This window comes from Chromohalobacter beijerinckii (assembly GCF_023061185.1).
Lineage (GTDB): Bacteria > Pseudomonadota > Gammaproteobacteria > Pseudomonadales > Halomonadaceae > Chromohalobacter > Chromohalobacter beijerinckii.
Genome location: NZ_JAKGAK010000005.1, coordinates 111,672 through 127,634 on the forward strand (window position 1 = coordinate 111,672; position 15,963 = coordinate 127,634).

A 15,963-nucleotide genomic window follows, 5' to 3' on the forward strand; every position below is an offset into this window, starting at 1 on the left:
TGGTGGGGTCATCATCAGGAACAAGCCTCCTCTCCCACAAGATCCTCGAAGACGGGGTTCGTGGGAGCGAATTTATTCGCGATGCAGTTGGCTCAAAGCCTCCGCGATCGGGAACAAGTTTCCTCCCACAAAAACCACCAAGGCCAGGAGCTGGTGGGGCCATCATCAGGAACAAGTCCCCTCCCACAAGATCCTCGAAGCTGGGGTTCGTGGGAGCGAATTCATTCGCGATGCAGTTGGCTCAAAGCCTCCGCGATCGGGAACAAGTTCCCTCCCACACAACCACCAAGGCCAGGAGCTAGTGACCATCATCGGGAACAAGTTCCCTCCCACAAGACCACCAAGGCCAGGAGCTGGTGGGACCATCATCAGGAACAAGCTGCCTCTCCCACAAAAACCACCAAGGCCAGGAGCTGGTGGGACCATCATCGGGAACAAGCCCCCTCCCCCACAAGACCACCAAGGCCAGGAGCTGGTGGGACCATCATCGGGAACAAGTTCCCTCTCACCATTACCACTCGGCGATGGAGCCATCTTCATGCGTCCACACCGGGTTGCGCCAGCGATGGCCCACCTTGGCGCGCTCCTCGACGAATTCCTCGTCGATCTCGACTCCCAGGCCGGGCCCTTCGGGAATCGCGCTGAAGCCATCGGTGATGGCCAGCGCGGATTTGTCGACCAGGTAATCCAGTACATCGTTATCACGATTGTAGTGGATGCCCATGCTCTGCTCCTGGATGAACGCATTGTGGTTCACCGCGTCCACGTGCAACGACGCGGCCAGCGTCAACGGCCCCAGCGGGCAATGTGGCGCCAGCGCAACATCGTGACACGACGCCAGCGAGGCAATCTTCATGCCCTCGCTGATGCCGCCGCAGTGCGAGAGATCGGGCTGGACGATATCCACCATGCCCTCCGCCAGTAGGTCGCGGAATTGGTAGCGCGTATGCAACCGTTCTCCGGTGGCGATGGGGTAACCAAGTCCGGTGGCGATGTGCTTGAGGCTAGGCAGATGCTCGGGCAGCACAGGTTCCTCGACGAACATCGGGTGATAGGGCTCCAGCTCGCGCATCAGCACCTTGGCCATGGGACGATGCACGCGCCCGTGAAAGTCGATGGCGATGCCCACGTCCGGGCCCACCACCTCGCGCGCCTCGGCGACCCGCGCCACGGCCTCGTCGATCTTGCGGTGCGAATCGACGATCTGCATTTCCGGCGTGCCATTCATCTTGAACGCCGTGAATCCCTTGTCGACCAAGGCCTTGGCGCCAGCCCCCACGTCGCTGGGACGGTCGCCGCCGGTCCAGGCGTACATGCGCATCTTGTCGCGCACCTTGCCGCCCAGCAGCTGATAGACGGGCACACCGAGATCGCGCCCCTTGAGGTCCCAAAGCGCCTGATCGATCCCGGCGATGGCACTCATCAGGATAGGACCGCCACGATAGAAACCCGCACGGTACATCGTGTCCCAAAGGTATTCGATACGGTGCGGATCCTGGCCAACCAGGTAGTCGGCGAGTTCGTGCACTGCCGCCTCGACGGTGGCCGCGCGTCCTTCCACGACCGGCTCGCCCCAGCCGTAGCATCCCTCATCGGTTTCGATCTTGAGGAACAGCCAACGCGGCGGTACTTGCCAGGTCTTGAGCTGGGTAATCTTCACGAGAGGTCTCCTTGTCGATGCAAAAGTGATGACACGCTCACCGCCCGTCGGGGGTGGCGCCGCCAAGTGGGGATAATGAAGGCAGGTTCGTCGGGGATTCGGCGATACCCAGATCCTGCCCGGTGCGCTCGAGGACCGCCAAGGCACACGCTTGCGCCCGTTCCGGCTGACGCAGACGAATCGCTTCCATCACCTTACGGTGGCGCTCCATGCTGTCGGCGAGCTCATCGGCGCTCTGGTTGGAACGCTGGACCAGCACCGTGATCGTGGGCCTCAGCACATGACTGAGCTGCGTCCACACAACGTTGTGTGTCGCGGCGAAAATCGCCTCGTGGAAGGCCACATCGTAATCGTCGTGGGAGCGCCCTTCCCAACAGTGATCGGGCGTCTCGAGACTCCGCGTCATGCCGTCGTAGGCCTGCTCGATGGCCAGCAGATCCGTCGCTGTGGCGGCGGTTGCCGCCAGGTACGCTACGAAAGGTTCGACGGCTACACGGAAGGCATAGATTTCACGCTGGAAGCGTGGATTGGGCTCGGCATAGCGCGCCATCCACTCGGTCACTCGCGGATCGAGCATGTGCCACTGGGTCAGCTCCCGTACCCGCGTACCCTGACCTGAAATACGTACCAACAGTCCCGCCGAGACTAAGTTCTGCAAGACGCTACGCACCGTGCTGCGACTGACACCATACGTCTCGCAGAGATCCAGCTCGCGGGGAATCAAATCACCGGGTGCATAACGGCCACTGAAAATCGCCTCGGCCAACGACTCGGCGATATCGGGTCGTGCCGTGGTACCGGAAAGTGAAGAGGGGCGCATAAACGGCTCCGCCTGCCTTGTTGGACAAATTTACCTCTATGTCCGACATAGGATCCAGCATTCATTGTCACCGCGCCTTTAGACATTGGTGGATAGCCGCCTAGCCGGCGTACCAGTGCACGCAATTGCGTCCCGCGTTCTTGGCCGCATAGAGGCCTTCGTCGGCACGCTTGATGGCCGGCTCCAGAGACGCTTCGTCGGGGGCGACGCGCGCCACGCCCAGCGAGGCAGTGTAGGCCAGACGAACTGTCGCAACGACGTCGGTCTCTATCTCGACCGGCGTGGCCGAGACGGCCAGACGCAACCGCTCGGCGACCTGCATGGCCTGCTCGGGAGCCGTGTCGGGTAACAGGACGATGAACTCCTCACCGCCCATACGACACAGGATGTCTCCCTCGCGTAACTGTGTACGCGCGGTATCGGCGAAGGACTGCAGCACCAGATCGCCCACATCATGGCCGTGAGTGTCGTTGATGCGCTTGAAGTGATCCAGGTCGATGACGATCAGGCTCAGTGACGTTCCGCGACGGCATGCCCGCGCCATTTCCTTGGCCGCCTGCCCCTTCAGGTAGCGTCGATTCCACAACCCGGTCAACGGATCGACCATAGCCTGCTCGGCCAGGCGCGCCTCGAGCTGCTTGCGCTCGCTCAGATCGAATACCGTGGCACGGGAATATTGAAAGCACCCTTCGATGACTTGGGCGGTGGCCTGAATGACCACCGGTAGCCGGGTACCGTCACGGCACATGAGCACACACTCCGCGCCCCCTTCCTGCCCCGCGCTCAGCACGCCCCGAAACGCATCGTCGAACGCTGCACGCGTATCGGGGGTCACGAAATCGCGATAATGCCATTTGTCGATCACCTCATCGACCCGATAACCCAGCCACTCCAGCTCGGTGCGGTTGATCTTCACGATACGGCCATCGCTATCCAGCGAATGATAGCCACAGGGCGCATTCTCATAGAGATCCTGTACCTCGCCGGCATACTGCTGCGATTCCCTGGAGAGATGCTGGGCTTCGCGGGAAAACTCCATCGCTTGGCGACGCAAGTAACGTTGGCGATGCAGGCTGAGCACCCACAGCACCCCCACGATCACTGAAAGCAGATAGATAAGCCCGAGCACCGCGATTTGCCAGGGACTCTCCGCCAGCAAGCCAGCCAAGCTGGGGCGCGGCACCACGATCCCCAGCTGCCAGGGTTGAGATGCCGGTGGGGTGACGATCGTACCCGCCTTGTTGCTCTCGGCAGCCGTGCGAATATCCTGCGTGCGGAATAGCAAGAGATCGTCATCCAGCAATATCTCGCCCTGCAGTTGGGAAGAGAGATCGTGCCAGACCTTGGGATAGCGATCCGCGAGGGAATCACCGAAGCGAAGCCCTTCCTCGGTGTTGGGCAGCAGCCATTTGCCCTGATCATCCACCATGACGGCCCGCACTCCTTCGCCGCTGTCGATGGCATGCGGAAGGCTCGCCGTGAGGTAATGCCAATCCAGGGTAAACAACAGCATCCCCAAACGTTGGCCGTTCTGACCAAATACCGGCGTGGCGATATCGATCACCGCCGTAGTGACCGTCTTGCCCTCCCGACGGCTCTCCCCGAGGCGGGGGGCGGAAATATAGAGCCCCCGGGGCGGCAAGCGCTTCGTACCACGGAAAACTCCCGTCTGAGCGTACCGGGTACCTGTCGGGTACGGCAGCAGGCGCGAGCCAGCCTCAAGAAGCTCTTCGCCGGTCGTGTCGATGAGCACTAGACGTGTATAGCGACCGAAATGGGTCACCAGGGTTTCGAGCATGGCGGCCAATTGTTCCAGGGTGTCTTCCCGATCCTTGAGTGCCACGCCCTCCCGCACATTGCGCAGATGGCGTCGCAATATCGGCAGTTCGGCCACCGCCAGCACCTGGTTGAAGCTCTCGTTCATGTCGTGCAATAGAGCATCGTATTCGGCGTTCAACAGCGTCGTCGCACCATGGCGACTGCTGTCGAGGCGTGCCTCCAAGTGAGTCCGGAAAATCGGGTACAGCATGGCCGTAACCAACAGAAGGGGCACGATGGTCGCGATGACCAGGCGTGCCCCGAGCGTCTTCAAGCGCATCATGGGAAATAATCGCAATCGGCGGCGGACGATGCCCGTCACACCTTCCTTGGCGCGGTAGCCAGGGGCAGCCAGCAGCGCAAATTCGGCATGTATCGCCTCGGACCAGCGATACTCTTCTGTTCACGAGGCAATAGTATACCTGACGTAAGCCTAGCGTTACTCTCTGAAAAGCAATGTTCCACTATTGTCGCAGGCACACCCCGTCCGACCGGTCGGTTTTCGGGCATGTCGAATACCAGGCGCCAGCCCATTGCCGGATGTTTCCTCGCCATGACGTCGCCCCAGCGCAGCTCATGGCGACCCATCTCATGCCCGCATCGATGTCAGGCACACGCGCAAGGCTTCACGCCAGTGCGGCATTGCGATACCGAAGGCCGTTTGCAGGCGTTGGGTCGAGAGTCGCGAATTGAGAGGCCGACGTGCCGGCTGCGGATACGCACTGGAGGGAATCGCCTCAACACTGGGCAATGCCGTCGCTTCCAGCAGCCCCAGATTCGCAGCCTCCTCGAAAATCGCCTGGGCGAAACCGCACCAACTCACGCTATCCGACGCGCTCAGATGATAGACACCCGACAGTTGCGCATCCCATGCCTGGCGACGCCATTCGAATAGTGCCAGGGCCGTGACGTCGGCAATCGTCGCGGCCCACGTCGGTGCGCCGACCTGGTCGTCGATAATACGCAGGTGATCGCGTTCGGCGGCCAAGCGCAGCATGGTCCGAACGAAGTTGCGGCCATGGGCGGCATACACCCAGCTAGTGCGTAGCACCAGGGAACGTCCCCCGGCATCGGCAATCGCCTGCTCTCCCGCCAGCTTGGAGCGGCCGTATTCTCCCAGCGGCCCCGTCGCATCATGTTCCGCAAACGGCGCCTCTCCCGACCCATCGAAAACGTAATCCGTCGAGTAATGTACCAGCGGCATGTCATGGCGAGCGCAGGCCTGGGCGATCTCCGCCACCGCCTCGGCATTGATGCGGCGCGCCAGAGCCGGCTCTTCCTCGGCGCGGTCGACCGCTGTATAGGCCGCTGCATTGACAACCATGCCGGGCTCATAACGCGCGATCATCTCCTCCGCAGCCCCCGGGACCGACAGATCGCATTCCGCGCGAGTCAAGGCAACGCCCTGACCCAGCGGCTGCAAGGCACGACACAACTCGCGCCCGACCTGCCCCCCCGCACCCAACAGTAACCATTCGGGGCGTGTCGGCTCACTCATTCGAACACCTCCGCCTCATGGAACGCTGCACCGGCCAAGTCCTTGTCCGACAACGTCAGCCCTGGCACATCCGGCCAAGCGACCGCCAACTCGGGATCGTCGTAGCGAATGCTGCGCTCAGAGGCGGGATGGTAATAAGCAGTGGTCTTGTACAGAAAGTCGGCACTCTCGGAAAGCACCACGAAACCATGCCCGAAGCCCTCCGGCACCCACAATTGGCGGTGGTTTTCCGCGGATAACTCCACACCGACCCAACGCCCGAAATGCGCGGAAGAACGGCGCAAATCCACCGCTACATCGAACACCCGACCATGGGTGACCCGTACCAGTTTGCCTTGCGGTTGCTCGAGCTGGTAATGCAGCCCGCGCAGCACCCCCTGGCGCGAGCGCGAGTGGTTATCCTGCACGAAATCCCGCTTGCAACCGGTGGCCTCCTCGAACGCACGCTGGTTGAAGCTTTCCATGAAGAAGCCCCGCTCGTCGCCGAACACCTTCGGCTCGAGGATCACAACCTCCGGCAGCGCCGTTTCGATGGTTTTCATGCGCGTTGCCTCCCTTCCTTCACCAGACGCTGCAAATATTGTCCATAGCCACTCTTGGCCAACGGCGCTGCCAACGCCAGCAGCTGTTCATCACCAATCAACCCTCGGCGCCAGGCGATTTCCTCAGGGCAGCACGCCTTCAGCCCCTGGCGATGTTCGATGGTGGCGATGAAGTTGGACGCCTCCATCAGCGACTCGTGGGTACCGGTATCCAGCCAAGCGAAACCGCGCCCCATGATCTCCACATTGAGATCGCCACGTTCGAGGTACAGCCGGTTGATATCGGTGATTTCCAGTTCGCCCCGCGCGGAAGGGGTCAACGACTCGGCCATCTCGACCACGTCACCGTCATAGAAATACAGGCCCGTCACGGCATAGTTCGACTTGGGCTCGGCCGGTTTTTCTTCCAAGGAGGTGGCCCGCCCCTGGGCATCGAAATCCACCACGCCGTAACGCTCGGGATCATGTACATGGTAGGCGAACACGCTCGCTCCATGCGGACGCGCCATGGCGCTGTCGAGCAACGGCTTCAGATCGTGCCCGTAGAAGATATTGTCGCCCAACATCAAGCAACTGGGCGCGCCATCGAGAAAGTCTTTGGCGATGATAAAAGCCTGAGCCAAACCATCCGGCGACGGCTGCACCGCGTATTGCAGTGATACGCCCCATTGCGACCCATCGCCGAGCAACTGCTCGAAACGCGGCGTATCCTGCGGGGTCGAAATGATCAACACTTCGTCGATCCCCGCCATCATCAACGTCGCCAACGGATAATAAATCATCGGCTTGTCGTGCACCGGCAACAGCTGCTTGGAAACCGCCAACGTGACCGGATGCAAGCGCGTTCCGGAGCCACCCGCCAAAATAATGCCTTTACGTTTCATCATCTCGAATCCTTGAAGCGTCGTTCATTCCTTCGCCTGGGCCTCGGCGCTCGGCGTCTGCTCGCCGTAATGGCGCCGAGTCCACTCGCGGTACGCGCCACTGGTCACGTCGGTGATCCAGGCGTCGTTGTCCAGATACCACTGCACGGTCTTGCGCAAGCCGCTTTCGAATGTTTCACGCGGGCGCCAGCCCAGCTCACGCTCGATCTTGCCGGCATCGATGGCATACCGCAGGTCATGGCCCGGGCGGTCCTTGACGTAGGTGATCAACTCCGCGTATCGCGTCACGCCCGCCGGATGCTCGGGGGCCAGCTCTTCCAGCAAGGCACAGATATGTTCGACCACCTCGAGGTTGCGATACTCGTTATGACCGCCGATGTTGTAGGTTTCACCCACACGCCCCGATTCGAGGACCGTCACCAGCGCACGCGCGTGATCTTCGACATACAGCCAATCCCGAATTTGACTGCCATCGCCATAGACAGGCAAGGGCTTACCCGCCCGAGCGTTGAGAATCATCAAGGGAATGAGTTTTTCGGGAAAATGGTACGGGCCGTAGTTATTCGAGCAGTTCGTCACCAGTACCGGCAGGCCAAAGGTACGATACCAGGCACGCACCAAATGATCGGACCCCGCCTTGCTCGCGGAATAAGGCGAGCTTGGCGCGTAGGGCGTTTCCTCAGTGAACAGTCCCGTCGGCCCATCAAGGTCGCCGTAGACCTCATCGGTCGAGACATGGTGAAAGCGAAACGCAGCGCGGCGCGGCGCATCCAGTCGCTCATAGTACTCACGCGCCACTTCGAGTAGCACGCCCGTCCCCACCAGGTTGGTCTGGATGAAATCCGCCGGCCCATGGATGGAACGGTCGACATGCGACTCCGCCGCCAGATGCATGACGGCCTCCGGCTGGTGCCGCGCGAACACCTCGCGCAACGCCTCGGCATCGCCGATATCCACACGCTCGAAGGCATAACGCTCGCTGTCCGCCGCCTCGCCCAGCGACGCCAGGTTACCCGCATAGGTCAATGCATCGACATTGACCACGGCATGCTCGGTCTCGGCGATCACATGCCGAATCACCGCCGACCCGATGAAGCCGGCGCCCCCCGTGACTAGGATCTTCATTGTGGTATCCGCTGCTGTTAAAACCGCCCTAGTCTACGGCGTAGGCCTCCACGGTCAAAGTAAAGGTTCATCGCACTTTGCCGGGAAACGCGGCCCAGATCATCGCGAACAAGTTCGCTCCCACAGCCCCCTGTCAGTTGGCTTGTCCTTGTGGGAGGGAATTGATTCCCGATAGCGGTAAGCATGGTGGGGCCCTGTCATTTCACGCTGATCGGCGATGAACCAACGTAAACGCCTGTTTACCACCAAGGCCCCACGACCACCACCTCACGCCTCGAACGTGAGGCTAGCGCCGAACAGCATGGAAAGGTCATCTGCGTTGACGCCAGTGAGCGCCACGCTTTCTCCACTGGGCACGGCAGAAGTGAGTGGGGGCTCCTCGACCAGGGTCGCCGCCTCCAGAAAGTCGACGAACGTCAGCGAGCCCCCATTCTGGAAGTCCAACGCCATATCGATACCGCCATCCTTCGAGGCGGAAGCCCGCGGGCCGTTATCGTCAAAGCGCACCGCATCGACCCGCAGGGCCAGGGCCGCGACATCCTCGACGCCGCTGAATCGCAACGCATCCTCACCGGGGCCAACGTCAGCGGCGTTGCCATCCGCTCCCGCGGCCACGAACCCGAGCAGCGAATCGTCGCCGTCCGCACCGAGGGTGTACGTCAAGATATCGATGTCGGTCTCACCAGCGGAAAAATCGACCCAATCGTCACCCTCGCCGGGCGTCACCCACTGGTCGCCAACGCTCGTGATGATGCGGTCATCGCCCGCGCCCCCCGTGATCAGGAAACCGTTGTCCGGCGCGATGAAGGTATTGCCTTCGTCGCTCAGGCGGAACTCCTCCACATAGTTATAGGCACCGTGCTGCAGATGCGACTCATCGGCAAGGTCGATCCGACCGGCATCGCTAAACACGACCGTTTCATGCCCCGGGGTATTCGCGACACCCGCGTTGATATCCGTGAAGGCGCGATACTGTGCCGATGTCATGGTGACGGTCGCCCCATCCTCGATGTTTAGCCGTGCCGGATCGAGCAGCGTCAGGCCACTGGTATCCGCGCCATCTCCGAGGCCGAGCTCGAAAGACGTCTCGATCTCGGGCAATGTCGTGGGCACCACTGCATCGCCATCGATCGTCATGTCGGCGAACGTCGCCCCCGGCTCGACCTCAGCCCCAGCAGCCACCGACGCCACCACCGTTGCCACCGGCAACTCACCGGCCACGACATCGACTGTCTCGACCCCGTCATCGCCGGGGGCTGGCGCCGGCATGGCGGTGCTGCCATCGCTGTATACCGCCTCGCGAGACGCCTCGTACTGGCCGAACTTGATCCAATGCTCATAACCGCTGGCCAAACTCCCGCTGGCCACGGCCTCGGCGACATCCGGATTGGCGGCCAAATAGGCACTTCCGTCGAACCCCGTCGCCACGTCTTGATACGCCGCACTGGGTGCACGCCCCTCCGCTGCGCCATGCGCCAGGAAGTGCGCGAACGGCCCGACGATACCGGCAGCGACGGCATCGGCTACGTCCGGGTTCGCCTCCAGGTATTCGCTGGTGTCGAACACCGCATTGGGATTGCGCCCCTCGGCCGCACCATATGTTTCGTAATGCCACTTGGCACCAGGGATGGCGCCTGCCGTCACCGCAGCCGCGACGTCGGGATTTTGCTCAAGGTAATACGCCGTATCGAAACGCAATGACATCACGGGCTCCTGGATCATGCACAGATAAAACATCGGTATATGATGTTATCGGCCTACAAGCCGCTTGCTTGAGTCATGCCAGGAGCACAAGAACGCAGCCGCAAGCAAGCGATCAAGGCGTGCCGGGCCTATCGGGCCCATCAAGCGAGGCCCTGGATTCCCTCCCACAAGGACAAGCTAACCGGCAGGGGCTGTGGGAGCGAATTTATTCGCGATGCAGTTGGCTCGAAGCCTCCGCTATCGGGAACAAGTTCCCTCCCACACGGACAGAACCATCAGGACAAGCTAACCGGCAGGGGGTGCGGGAGCGAATTTATTCGCGATGCAGTTGGCTCGAAGCCTCCGCTATCGGGAACAAGTTCCCTCCCACACGGACAGAACCATCAGGACAAGCTAACCGGCAGGTGCTGTGGGAGCGAATTTATTCGCGATGCAGTTGGCTCGAAGCCTCCGCTATCGGGAATCAATTCCTCCCACACGGACAGAACCATCAGGGCAAGCTATCGGCAGGGGGGCTCTTTGTGGGAGCGAACTTGTTCGCGATGACCTGTGCCGCATTTATCAGGGCCGTTTTCATGCCGCGAGGCAGGTGCACTCGCGGCATAAACGCCGCACAGGGCGTCACAGCGATATAGCACAGCTACCTTCAGGAATGGTTGGCGGCCCGCCAGTAACCTATCGATTGCTCCGACACCACGCCTTGGGTGGTACCGATCTCGATCATCGCCTGCTGGAAGGCCGCCGCCAGCTCGGGCTGCTGGCAAAGGTGCAGGCTGCGAATGATTCGCGAGATGCGCAGGTGGTTATGCCCGCCGCGCTTCAGCCAGATGTGCTCGCGCATGTTCAACTCGGGCAACGCCTCGATGACGAGCGCCCGACGCGTCAGCCCGAAGAACGTCAGCATCACATCCAGCGAGCGGCGTTGATTGGCCCGCAACGCCTCGTCTTGGGCGAAGGCGGTACGGTCGGCCTCGCCCAGCAGCGGCGCAAAGCCGTTGAAACGCCCCGCCTCGGGAATCGGAAACAGCCACTGGACGTAGTCGTGGGTATGCTCCAGCCAGAAAGGCGACAGCGCCCAGATATCTTCCAGGGTGCGCCCCTTGTGATCGCCGGCTTCGCCGCGATAAAACGCGATCAAGGGCGTTGCCGACTCGCTCATTGCACCGCCCTTCCCGTCATTCGCATACCACCACTTCGTAGTCTTCCGCAGGTTATCCAGCCGCGTGCGGTCATGCGGGGTCCTCAACTATCGAAATCGAAGGTCAGTTCTTCATCGTCGCCGAAGAAGTTATCGAGGTTTTCTTCGACAGGCGCCTTGCCCGAGTTCACGCGGGCAAGCCGGGTCAGTAGGTGCGATTGAGAAAGCGACAGATTGACGGCATAAGCAATTGGCAGTGCCTGGGCCTTTCTCAACGCCAGGAAGGCCTCGTCGTCCAGCTCGGCCAGGGCGCGCTCATCGACCATGTGCAGACCGGGGACAGACATGCCCAACTGGCTCTGGAGCGCTTCGGGCCAGGGCGTGATCACGCCTGCCCGCTGCAGGGCCGAGAGGGCGTCGCGGGTGCGCTGACGTTTGCCGTGGTTGGCCTTGAGCGTAGCGATGACCTCGGCGGTGCGGCCGCTCGGCTGGTCTTCGGCATCGAAGAACGGCTCGCCCTCCTCGTCGCCCAGCAGGCCGCTGTCGCGCTCGAAGGTGACGAGACTCTTCTCGCCGACCTGCGCCACCGCGAACGGCCAGGTGGCGAGCCACTGCGGACGATAATGCCCCAACCACTGGCCTTGCTTGATGAACAGATTGTGGCCCGGCTCCAGGCCACACACGCCGACCAATTGCCACTCGCGGCCTTGCTTGACCAACGCCAGCGGCATGCTGGCGGCTGCCTTGGCCATTTCCCCCGCGTGCAGCGGCAAAAGGACCGTCTCGGCGGCGAAGCTGAGATCAATGGGTGGGTGCCAGGTAAGCCCCCAGCACTCCTTGGGACTGATGACCAGCGGGTTGGGCATGAGCACTCCTTGTCTGTGGTTCGTTGAGCGGCCCTAGTGTGCCACACACCGGCCCGCGATGGGCCGGTGATGAACGGCCTCATTGCAGCGGAGGAATCGCCGCCACGGCATCGCGCAGCCGTTATACCTATCTGAGCCGGGAGCGCTTGTTCGACGCGTTGGAGGCGGTGCCGTTGATGGGGCACACGGGCTCTGACGCTGCTGAATCGATGCGATCCACGCGGCATCAAACAAGCTTTAAATTTTTATATAACCATTTAAATAATAGTCTATTTTTTACTTTTACGTGACGCCTAGGTTGTCGTATTTTTGCCTTTCTAAGGCGCAGGATATAGAGTATCTAAAGCCATTATTCGGCTGCTGGAGGTGTTGTATGAGCACGAAAACCCTCGAATACCGCATACGCGAAAAGATCCGCAAAAGCCGCCGGACAGTGTTTCTGCGTGATGACTTCGCGGCGCTGGGCGGTTACGACCAGGTCGGACGGTCGCTGCGGCAGCTGGAAACTCAGGGTCGGCTAGTACGGATCGGCCAGGGGCTGTACGCCAAGGCGCGTCCGAACCGCATCACTGGCAAACCAATGCTTGCAGCGCCGGGAGGCTTTGATCAAGTCGCCAAGGAGGCACTGAACCGGCTGGGCGTGCAGTGGGAACCGGCCAGTGCGGAAAAAGCCTATCAGGCAGGTAGCACGCAGATCCCGGCGCGTGTGGTGGTCAAGGTGAAAGGGCCGTTCCAGCGCCGCATTGCCTACGGGAGATACCGCCTGGGTATCGAGCGTGCTTCGGCGTGAGGATTGAACCAGGGTTCTTTCCTGATGTGGCCGATGCGTTGGGCATCGATAGCCCGGCTATCGTGGAAAAGGATGTCTATGCCGTACAGCTACTGAGCCTTCTTTCGGGGCTTCGCTCGGAGACATTTGAGCTGGTGTTTGCGGGTGGCACCGTGGCCTTCCCGGTGAGTTCGCTGTATGCCGATATCCGGGAACTACCCCCTGAGGTGGCATCCTTTCCGGTGATCAGTTTGCATGCCACGATCAGTGAAAAGCTGGTGGCGTTGCTTCGCCGCACTGCCCATGTCAATCGTGACTCTTCCCGCAAAGACGATGAGACGCTGGTCCGGCACGTCTACGACCTTCACATGGTGACCTCGTCCGGTTATGACGTGGCGGCGTTACGTATCTTGGTCCGTGAGGTTATTCAAACGGATGCGGCGCAGTTCGGGAATCAATATGCGTACTTTCTTGCAGCCCCGATTGCCGAGCTTCTGCATGGCCTTGAATGCTTGCGTACCCATCCTATCCATCAAGCCCGATACGAGCGTTTTATCGGTCCGTTGGTATATCACGAGGCCACTGCATCTTGGGAGGAGGCCTTGCAGACGGTTATCAAACTGGCTCATCAGCTGCTTTAATAGCCGCCGCCTGCGGCGCTTTATGCTGTTTAGGCGGCCTAGCCTGGGCCAGTGGTGATTATTCACTCATTATGTTCTCGACTAGCCAGTCCGCCAGATGGCTGGGTGCCCATAAAGGCCGGGGGCTGCCGGTCCGCTTGCCCATGGCGGTATCCTTCAGCAATCCCCTGGCATGCAGCCGACTGGCAGCATTCAGCAGTAAGGGCAAGGGCACCTCGGGTAACCAGTGCGACGCCGACGGCACCTCCTTATCGGCATGCTCCTCTACGTCTGGGATGTCTGGTACCTGGAAAACCCGCATGGGTTTCGCATCGCCCACGCCCTCGGCACTCGTAACAGTAGATAAAAGAAGATGGATATCCACGTCCTGCAAGCCGGCGATGATGTCGATAGCCGCTTGCGTTTCATCCACGTCGATATCGCCTCGAACCCCCTGTGCCAAACCATTCGCCAACCAAGCGATCTTGCGTTGATCCCTCGCTTTGATCGAAGCTTCGAGAGTCATGAGAACCAGGTCATGCAAGGTCTCATCATCCAGTCGCGCCTTGCCCAAGGACTCCAGGCTGCCAAGGCGCTTTTCCAGCCCTACCAGTAGTGTCTCGATACGCCGTATCTGAATGTCCGTGGCGTGCCCCGTCAACCAGGCACTGACAGGTGCCGCGTAGGGAATCAGCGACAAAACGTCGGATAGCTTACTGCCCTTGTAAGCGAGGCACACCTCATTGAGCGTGCTGATAACGGCATCGCTGGCACATGAAAGGTTTCGTGTTCCCAGGTTCATTCAGGCAAGCCTCTCGTATTCTAGCCATCCAGTAGTAAGGGGTAGCATTCTAGCTAGTAGCAACAGGCACCGGCTTACAGGCTTGCCAACCATTAATGCGCTAACGGCGGTTAGCACCCACAACAAACAGGAGAAGTCATGACGACGCCCTTGACCCTCGGGCCAGGAGTGTGCGGGAAGGACCTGGCATCCGCCGAACGATATGAGCTTTGCCGCTGATTATTCCCTGGTTCCTTTACATCCCGGAGCTGGCCTTCTTCCGCGCCCAGCAGGCCGCTGTCGCGCTCGAACGTGACGAGACTCTTCTCACCGACCTGCGTCACCGCGAACGGCCAGATAGTGAGCCACTGCGGGCGATAATGCCCCAACCACTGGCCTTGCTTGATGAACAGCCAGGTAAGCCCCCAGCGCTCCTTATCTATGGTTCGTTGAGCGGGCCTAGTGTGCCACACACCGGCCCGCGATGGGCCGGTGGTGAACGGCCTCATTCCAGCGGAGGCATCGCCGCCACCGCATCGTGCAGCCGTTCGGGGCTCATGTGGCTTTAGAAGGCAAGAAGCGGCGGGCGGCGATGAGCGACTTCCGCACCGCGATAGCGAAGGCGATGCAACCGGCGAGGTAGACACCGAAAAACACGATCTGCCAGAGCAACGCACTGGTCAGTGTGATGTTGATGTCAAGGTTGGAGACGGCTCCCGTAAAGATCACGGCAAATATGAGGTGTGTGAGAAACATCATGAAGGAATAGGGGCTGAGCCGCAGCAACAGTTGGTATACACTGGTCTCGCGAAACATGTGTGTCAGTGTCATGAAGGCTGGTAAAAAGCAAAGCGCCAGAAAGCCGATACTCCACCGGTACTCCAGATAATTAGCCATAGCGGGCTTGATAAGCGAGATAGCGATTGCCACACTCAGCATCGTCAAGCCGTAAAACAGGACCGATACGAAAGCGGTATAATTATCGATCTTTCTTGGTTTTATTCCTTGTACGGAAAAGAAATAGCCCAGCAAAAAGAAGAACACCATGTCCACTCGGTACAAGATGGCGATGGGCTGTTCGCCCCAACGCATGATCAATCCGGAGTTTTGGAAGTTTAAATAGAGAAGCGCCACGCATACGCAGATAACCACAAAGCGGCACCGGGCAATCATATCGATGACGGTCACGCAGCAGCAGATCAGGAACAGGTCGCGCAGAAAATACAACGGCCCATTGATCGGCAGGCGGTCGATACCGAATATGCCTTTCAGTGTGGACATTATTCCGACGACTCCCTGTAAGGCCGGAACCGGAGTATTTGTAAATTCCTCCGCCAGTTTGAACAGTATCAACGTAACAATATTGGTAACGATAAAAGGAATAAGGACAATCTTTACTTTTTTCGTTATAAATTGTCGATAACCATATTTTTTATACGAAAAAAAAGCCAGATATCCGGATATAACAGAAAGGAGTGGAACAGCACTCCTCGCCAATACGTCCTTGGTATAGACGCTCAAAAGCATTTGTGGTGCATCAAGGGCGGTTACATTAGCCGTGTAGCCCAAAATGAAAGGAGTATGGACCGCGCAGATCAAAAGTACCAAGACGGGACGCAATACGCGGATAAATTCGTTTACCTGGTCTCGTTCCCAGTAAGATTGGTGCATGCTTTCCCCGGTGCGAAGGGCTGGAATATTCCGGCTTTAGTGACTTAATCGCGAGATTCTATATAAT

The 15,963-nt window shown here is 60.0% G+C and carries 14 protein-coding genes; 2 read left to right on the forward strand and 12 right to left on the reverse strand.

The window, feature by feature from the left end; translation table 11 throughout:
* Window positions 1–511: 511 nt before the first annotated feature.
* The 10 genes from dgoD to L1075_RS06540 form a co-directional block, all read right to left on the reverse strand.
* Complete coding sequence (gene dgoD / locus L1075_RS06495; protein WP_246940872.1) at window positions 512–1,660, reverse strand: galactonate dehydratase; 1,149 nt, start codon at window positions 1,658–1,660, stop codon at window positions 512–514.
* A gap of 37 nt (window positions 1,661–1,697) precedes the next feature.
* Entirely contained in the window at window positions 1,698–2,480 is a 783-nt protein-coding gene (locus L1075_RS06500) for a FadR/GntR family transcriptional regulator (RefSeq protein ID WP_246940874.1), read from the reverse strand.
* Window positions 2,481–2,580: 100 nt separating this feature from the next.
* Window positions 2,581–4,581 (reverse strand): sensor domain-containing diguanylate cyclase, encoded by a 2,001-nt coding sequence (locus L1075_RS06505; protein ID WP_246940877.1) that lies wholly within the window; start codon window positions 4,579–4,581, stop codon window positions 2,581–2,583.
* 306 nt (window positions 4,582–4,887) lie between these two features.
* Window positions 4,888–5,796: a dTDP-4-dehydrorhamnose reductase gene (rfbD, locus tag L1075_RS06510; protein ID WP_246894077.1), complete on the reverse strand. Its 909-nt coding sequence runs from the start codon at window positions 5,794–5,796 to the stop codon at window positions 4,888–4,890.
* Window positions 5,793–6,338, reverse strand: a complete 546-nt coding sequence (rfbC, locus tag L1075_RS06515) for a dTDP-4-dehydrorhamnose 3,5-epimerase (protein WP_246894076.1) — start codon at window positions 6,336–6,338, stop codon at window positions 5,793–5,795. Before rfbC ends, rfbD begins: the two co-directional genes overlap by 4 nt.
* Window positions 6,335–7,222 (reverse strand): glucose-1-phosphate thymidylyltransferase RfbA, encoded by an 888-nt coding sequence (gene rfbA / locus L1075_RS06520; protein ID WP_218976052.1) that lies wholly within the window; start codon window positions 7,220–7,222, stop codon window positions 6,335–6,337. Before rfbA ends, rfbC begins: the two co-directional genes overlap by 4 nt.
* 24 nt (window positions 7,223–7,246) lie before the next feature.
* Window positions 7,247–8,347: a dTDP-glucose 4,6-dehydratase gene (rfbB, locus tag L1075_RS06525; RefSeq protein WP_246940881.1), complete on the reverse strand. Its 1,101-nt coding sequence runs from the start codon at window positions 8,345–8,347 to the stop codon at window positions 7,247–7,249.
* A 267-nt stretch (window positions 8,348–8,614) separates the two neighbouring features.
* Window positions 8,615–10,051 carry a hypothetical protein gene (locus tag L1075_RS06530; RefSeq protein ID WP_246940884.1) on the reverse strand — a complete coding sequence of 479 codons (1,437 nt, stop codon included), beginning with the start codon at window positions 10,049–10,051 and terminating at the stop codon, window positions 8,615–8,617.
* 646 nt (window positions 10,052–10,697) lie between these two features.
* Window positions 10,698–11,210 (reverse strand): opioid growth factor receptor-related protein, encoded by a 513-nt coding sequence (locus L1075_RS06535; RefSeq protein WP_246940887.1) that lies wholly within the window; start codon window positions 11,208–11,210, stop codon window positions 10,698–10,700.
* Between the two features lie 83 nt (window positions 11,211–11,293).
* Complete coding sequence (locus L1075_RS06540; RefSeq protein WP_040242519.1) at window positions 11,294–12,055, reverse strand: SapC family protein; 762 nt, start codon at window positions 12,053–12,055, stop codon at window positions 11,294–11,296.
* Window positions 12,056–12,428: 373 nt separating this feature from the next.
* Between L1075_RS06540 and L1075_RS06545 the strand changes: the two genes are divergently transcribed.
* Window positions 12,429–12,845, forward strand: coding sequence for a DUF6088 family protein (locus L1075_RS06545; protein ID WP_040242521.1), 417 nt, complete (start codon window positions 12,429–12,431; stop codon window positions 12,843–12,845).
* Window positions 12,842–13,465: a nucleotidyl transferase AbiEii/AbiGii toxin family protein gene (locus tag L1075_RS06550; RefSeq protein ID WP_246940890.1), complete on the forward strand. Its 624-nt coding sequence runs from the start codon at window positions 12,842–12,844 to the stop codon at window positions 13,463–13,465. The genes L1075_RS06545 and L1075_RS06550 overlap by 4 nt, the downstream gene beginning before the upstream one ends.
* A 58-nt stretch (window positions 13,466–13,523) precedes the next feature.
* Here L1075_RS06550 and L1075_RS06555 read toward each other — a convergent pair whose 3' ends face one another.
* The gene (locus L1075_RS06555; RefSeq protein ID WP_246940893.1) at window positions 13,524–14,246 is read right to left on the reverse strand and encodes a hypothetical protein; all 723 of its coding nucleotides are present in this window, start codon (window positions 14,244–14,246) and stop codon (window positions 13,524–13,526) included.
* Between the two features lie 534 nt (window positions 14,247–14,780).
* Entirely contained in the window at window positions 14,781–15,896 is a 1,116-nt protein-coding gene (locus L1075_RS06560; protein WP_246894067.1) for an acyltransferase family protein, read from the reverse strand.
* Between the last annotated feature and the right edge of the window lie 67 nt (window positions 15,897–15,963).

Coding starts and splice junctions, on each gene's coding strand:
- L1075_RS06500 (WP_246940874.1), bottom strand. CDS start 2,480: ATGCGCCCCTCTTCACTTTCCGGTACCACGGCACGACCCGATATCGCC.
- L1075_RS06505 (WP_246940877.1), bottom strand. CDS start 4,581: ATGATGCGCTTGAAGACGCTCGGGGCACGCCTGGTCATCGCGACCATC.
- rfbD (WP_246894077.1), bottom strand. CDS start 5,796: ATGAGTGAGCCGACACGCCCCGAATGGTTACTGTTGGGTGCGGGGGGG.
- rfbC (WP_246894076.1), bottom strand. CDS start 6,338: ATGAAAACCATCGAAACGGCGCTGCCGGAGGTTGTGATCCTCGAGCCG.
- rfbA (WP_218976052.1), bottom strand. CDS start 7,222: ATGAAACGTAAAGGCATTATTTTGGCGGGTGGCTCCGGAACGCGCTTG.
- rfbB (WP_246940881.1), bottom strand. CDS start 8,347: ATGAAGATCCTAGTCACGGGGGGCGCCGGCTTCATCGGGTCGGCGGTG.
- L1075_RS06530 (WP_246940884.1), bottom strand. CDS start 10,051: ATGTCATTGCGTTTCGATACGGCGTATTACCTTGAGCAAAATCCCGAC.
- L1075_RS06535 (WP_246940887.1), bottom strand. CDS start 11,210: ATGAGCGAGTCGGCAACGCCCTTGATCGCGTTTTATCGCGGCGAAGCC.
- L1075_RS06540 (WP_040242519.1), bottom strand. CDS start 12,055: ATGCCCAACCCGCTGGTCATCAGTCCCAAGGAGTGCTGGGGGCTTACC.
- L1075_RS06545 (WP_040242521.1), top strand. CDS start 12,429: ATGAGCACGAAAACCCTCGAATACCGCATACGCGAAAAGATCCGCAAA.
- L1075_RS06555 (WP_246940893.1), bottom strand. CDS start 14,246: ATGAACCTGGGAACACGAAACCTTTCATGTGCCAGCGATGCCGTTATC.
- L1075_RS06560 (WP_246894067.1), bottom strand. CDS start 15,896: ATGCACCAATCTTACTGGGAACGAGACCAGGTAAACGAATTTATCCGC.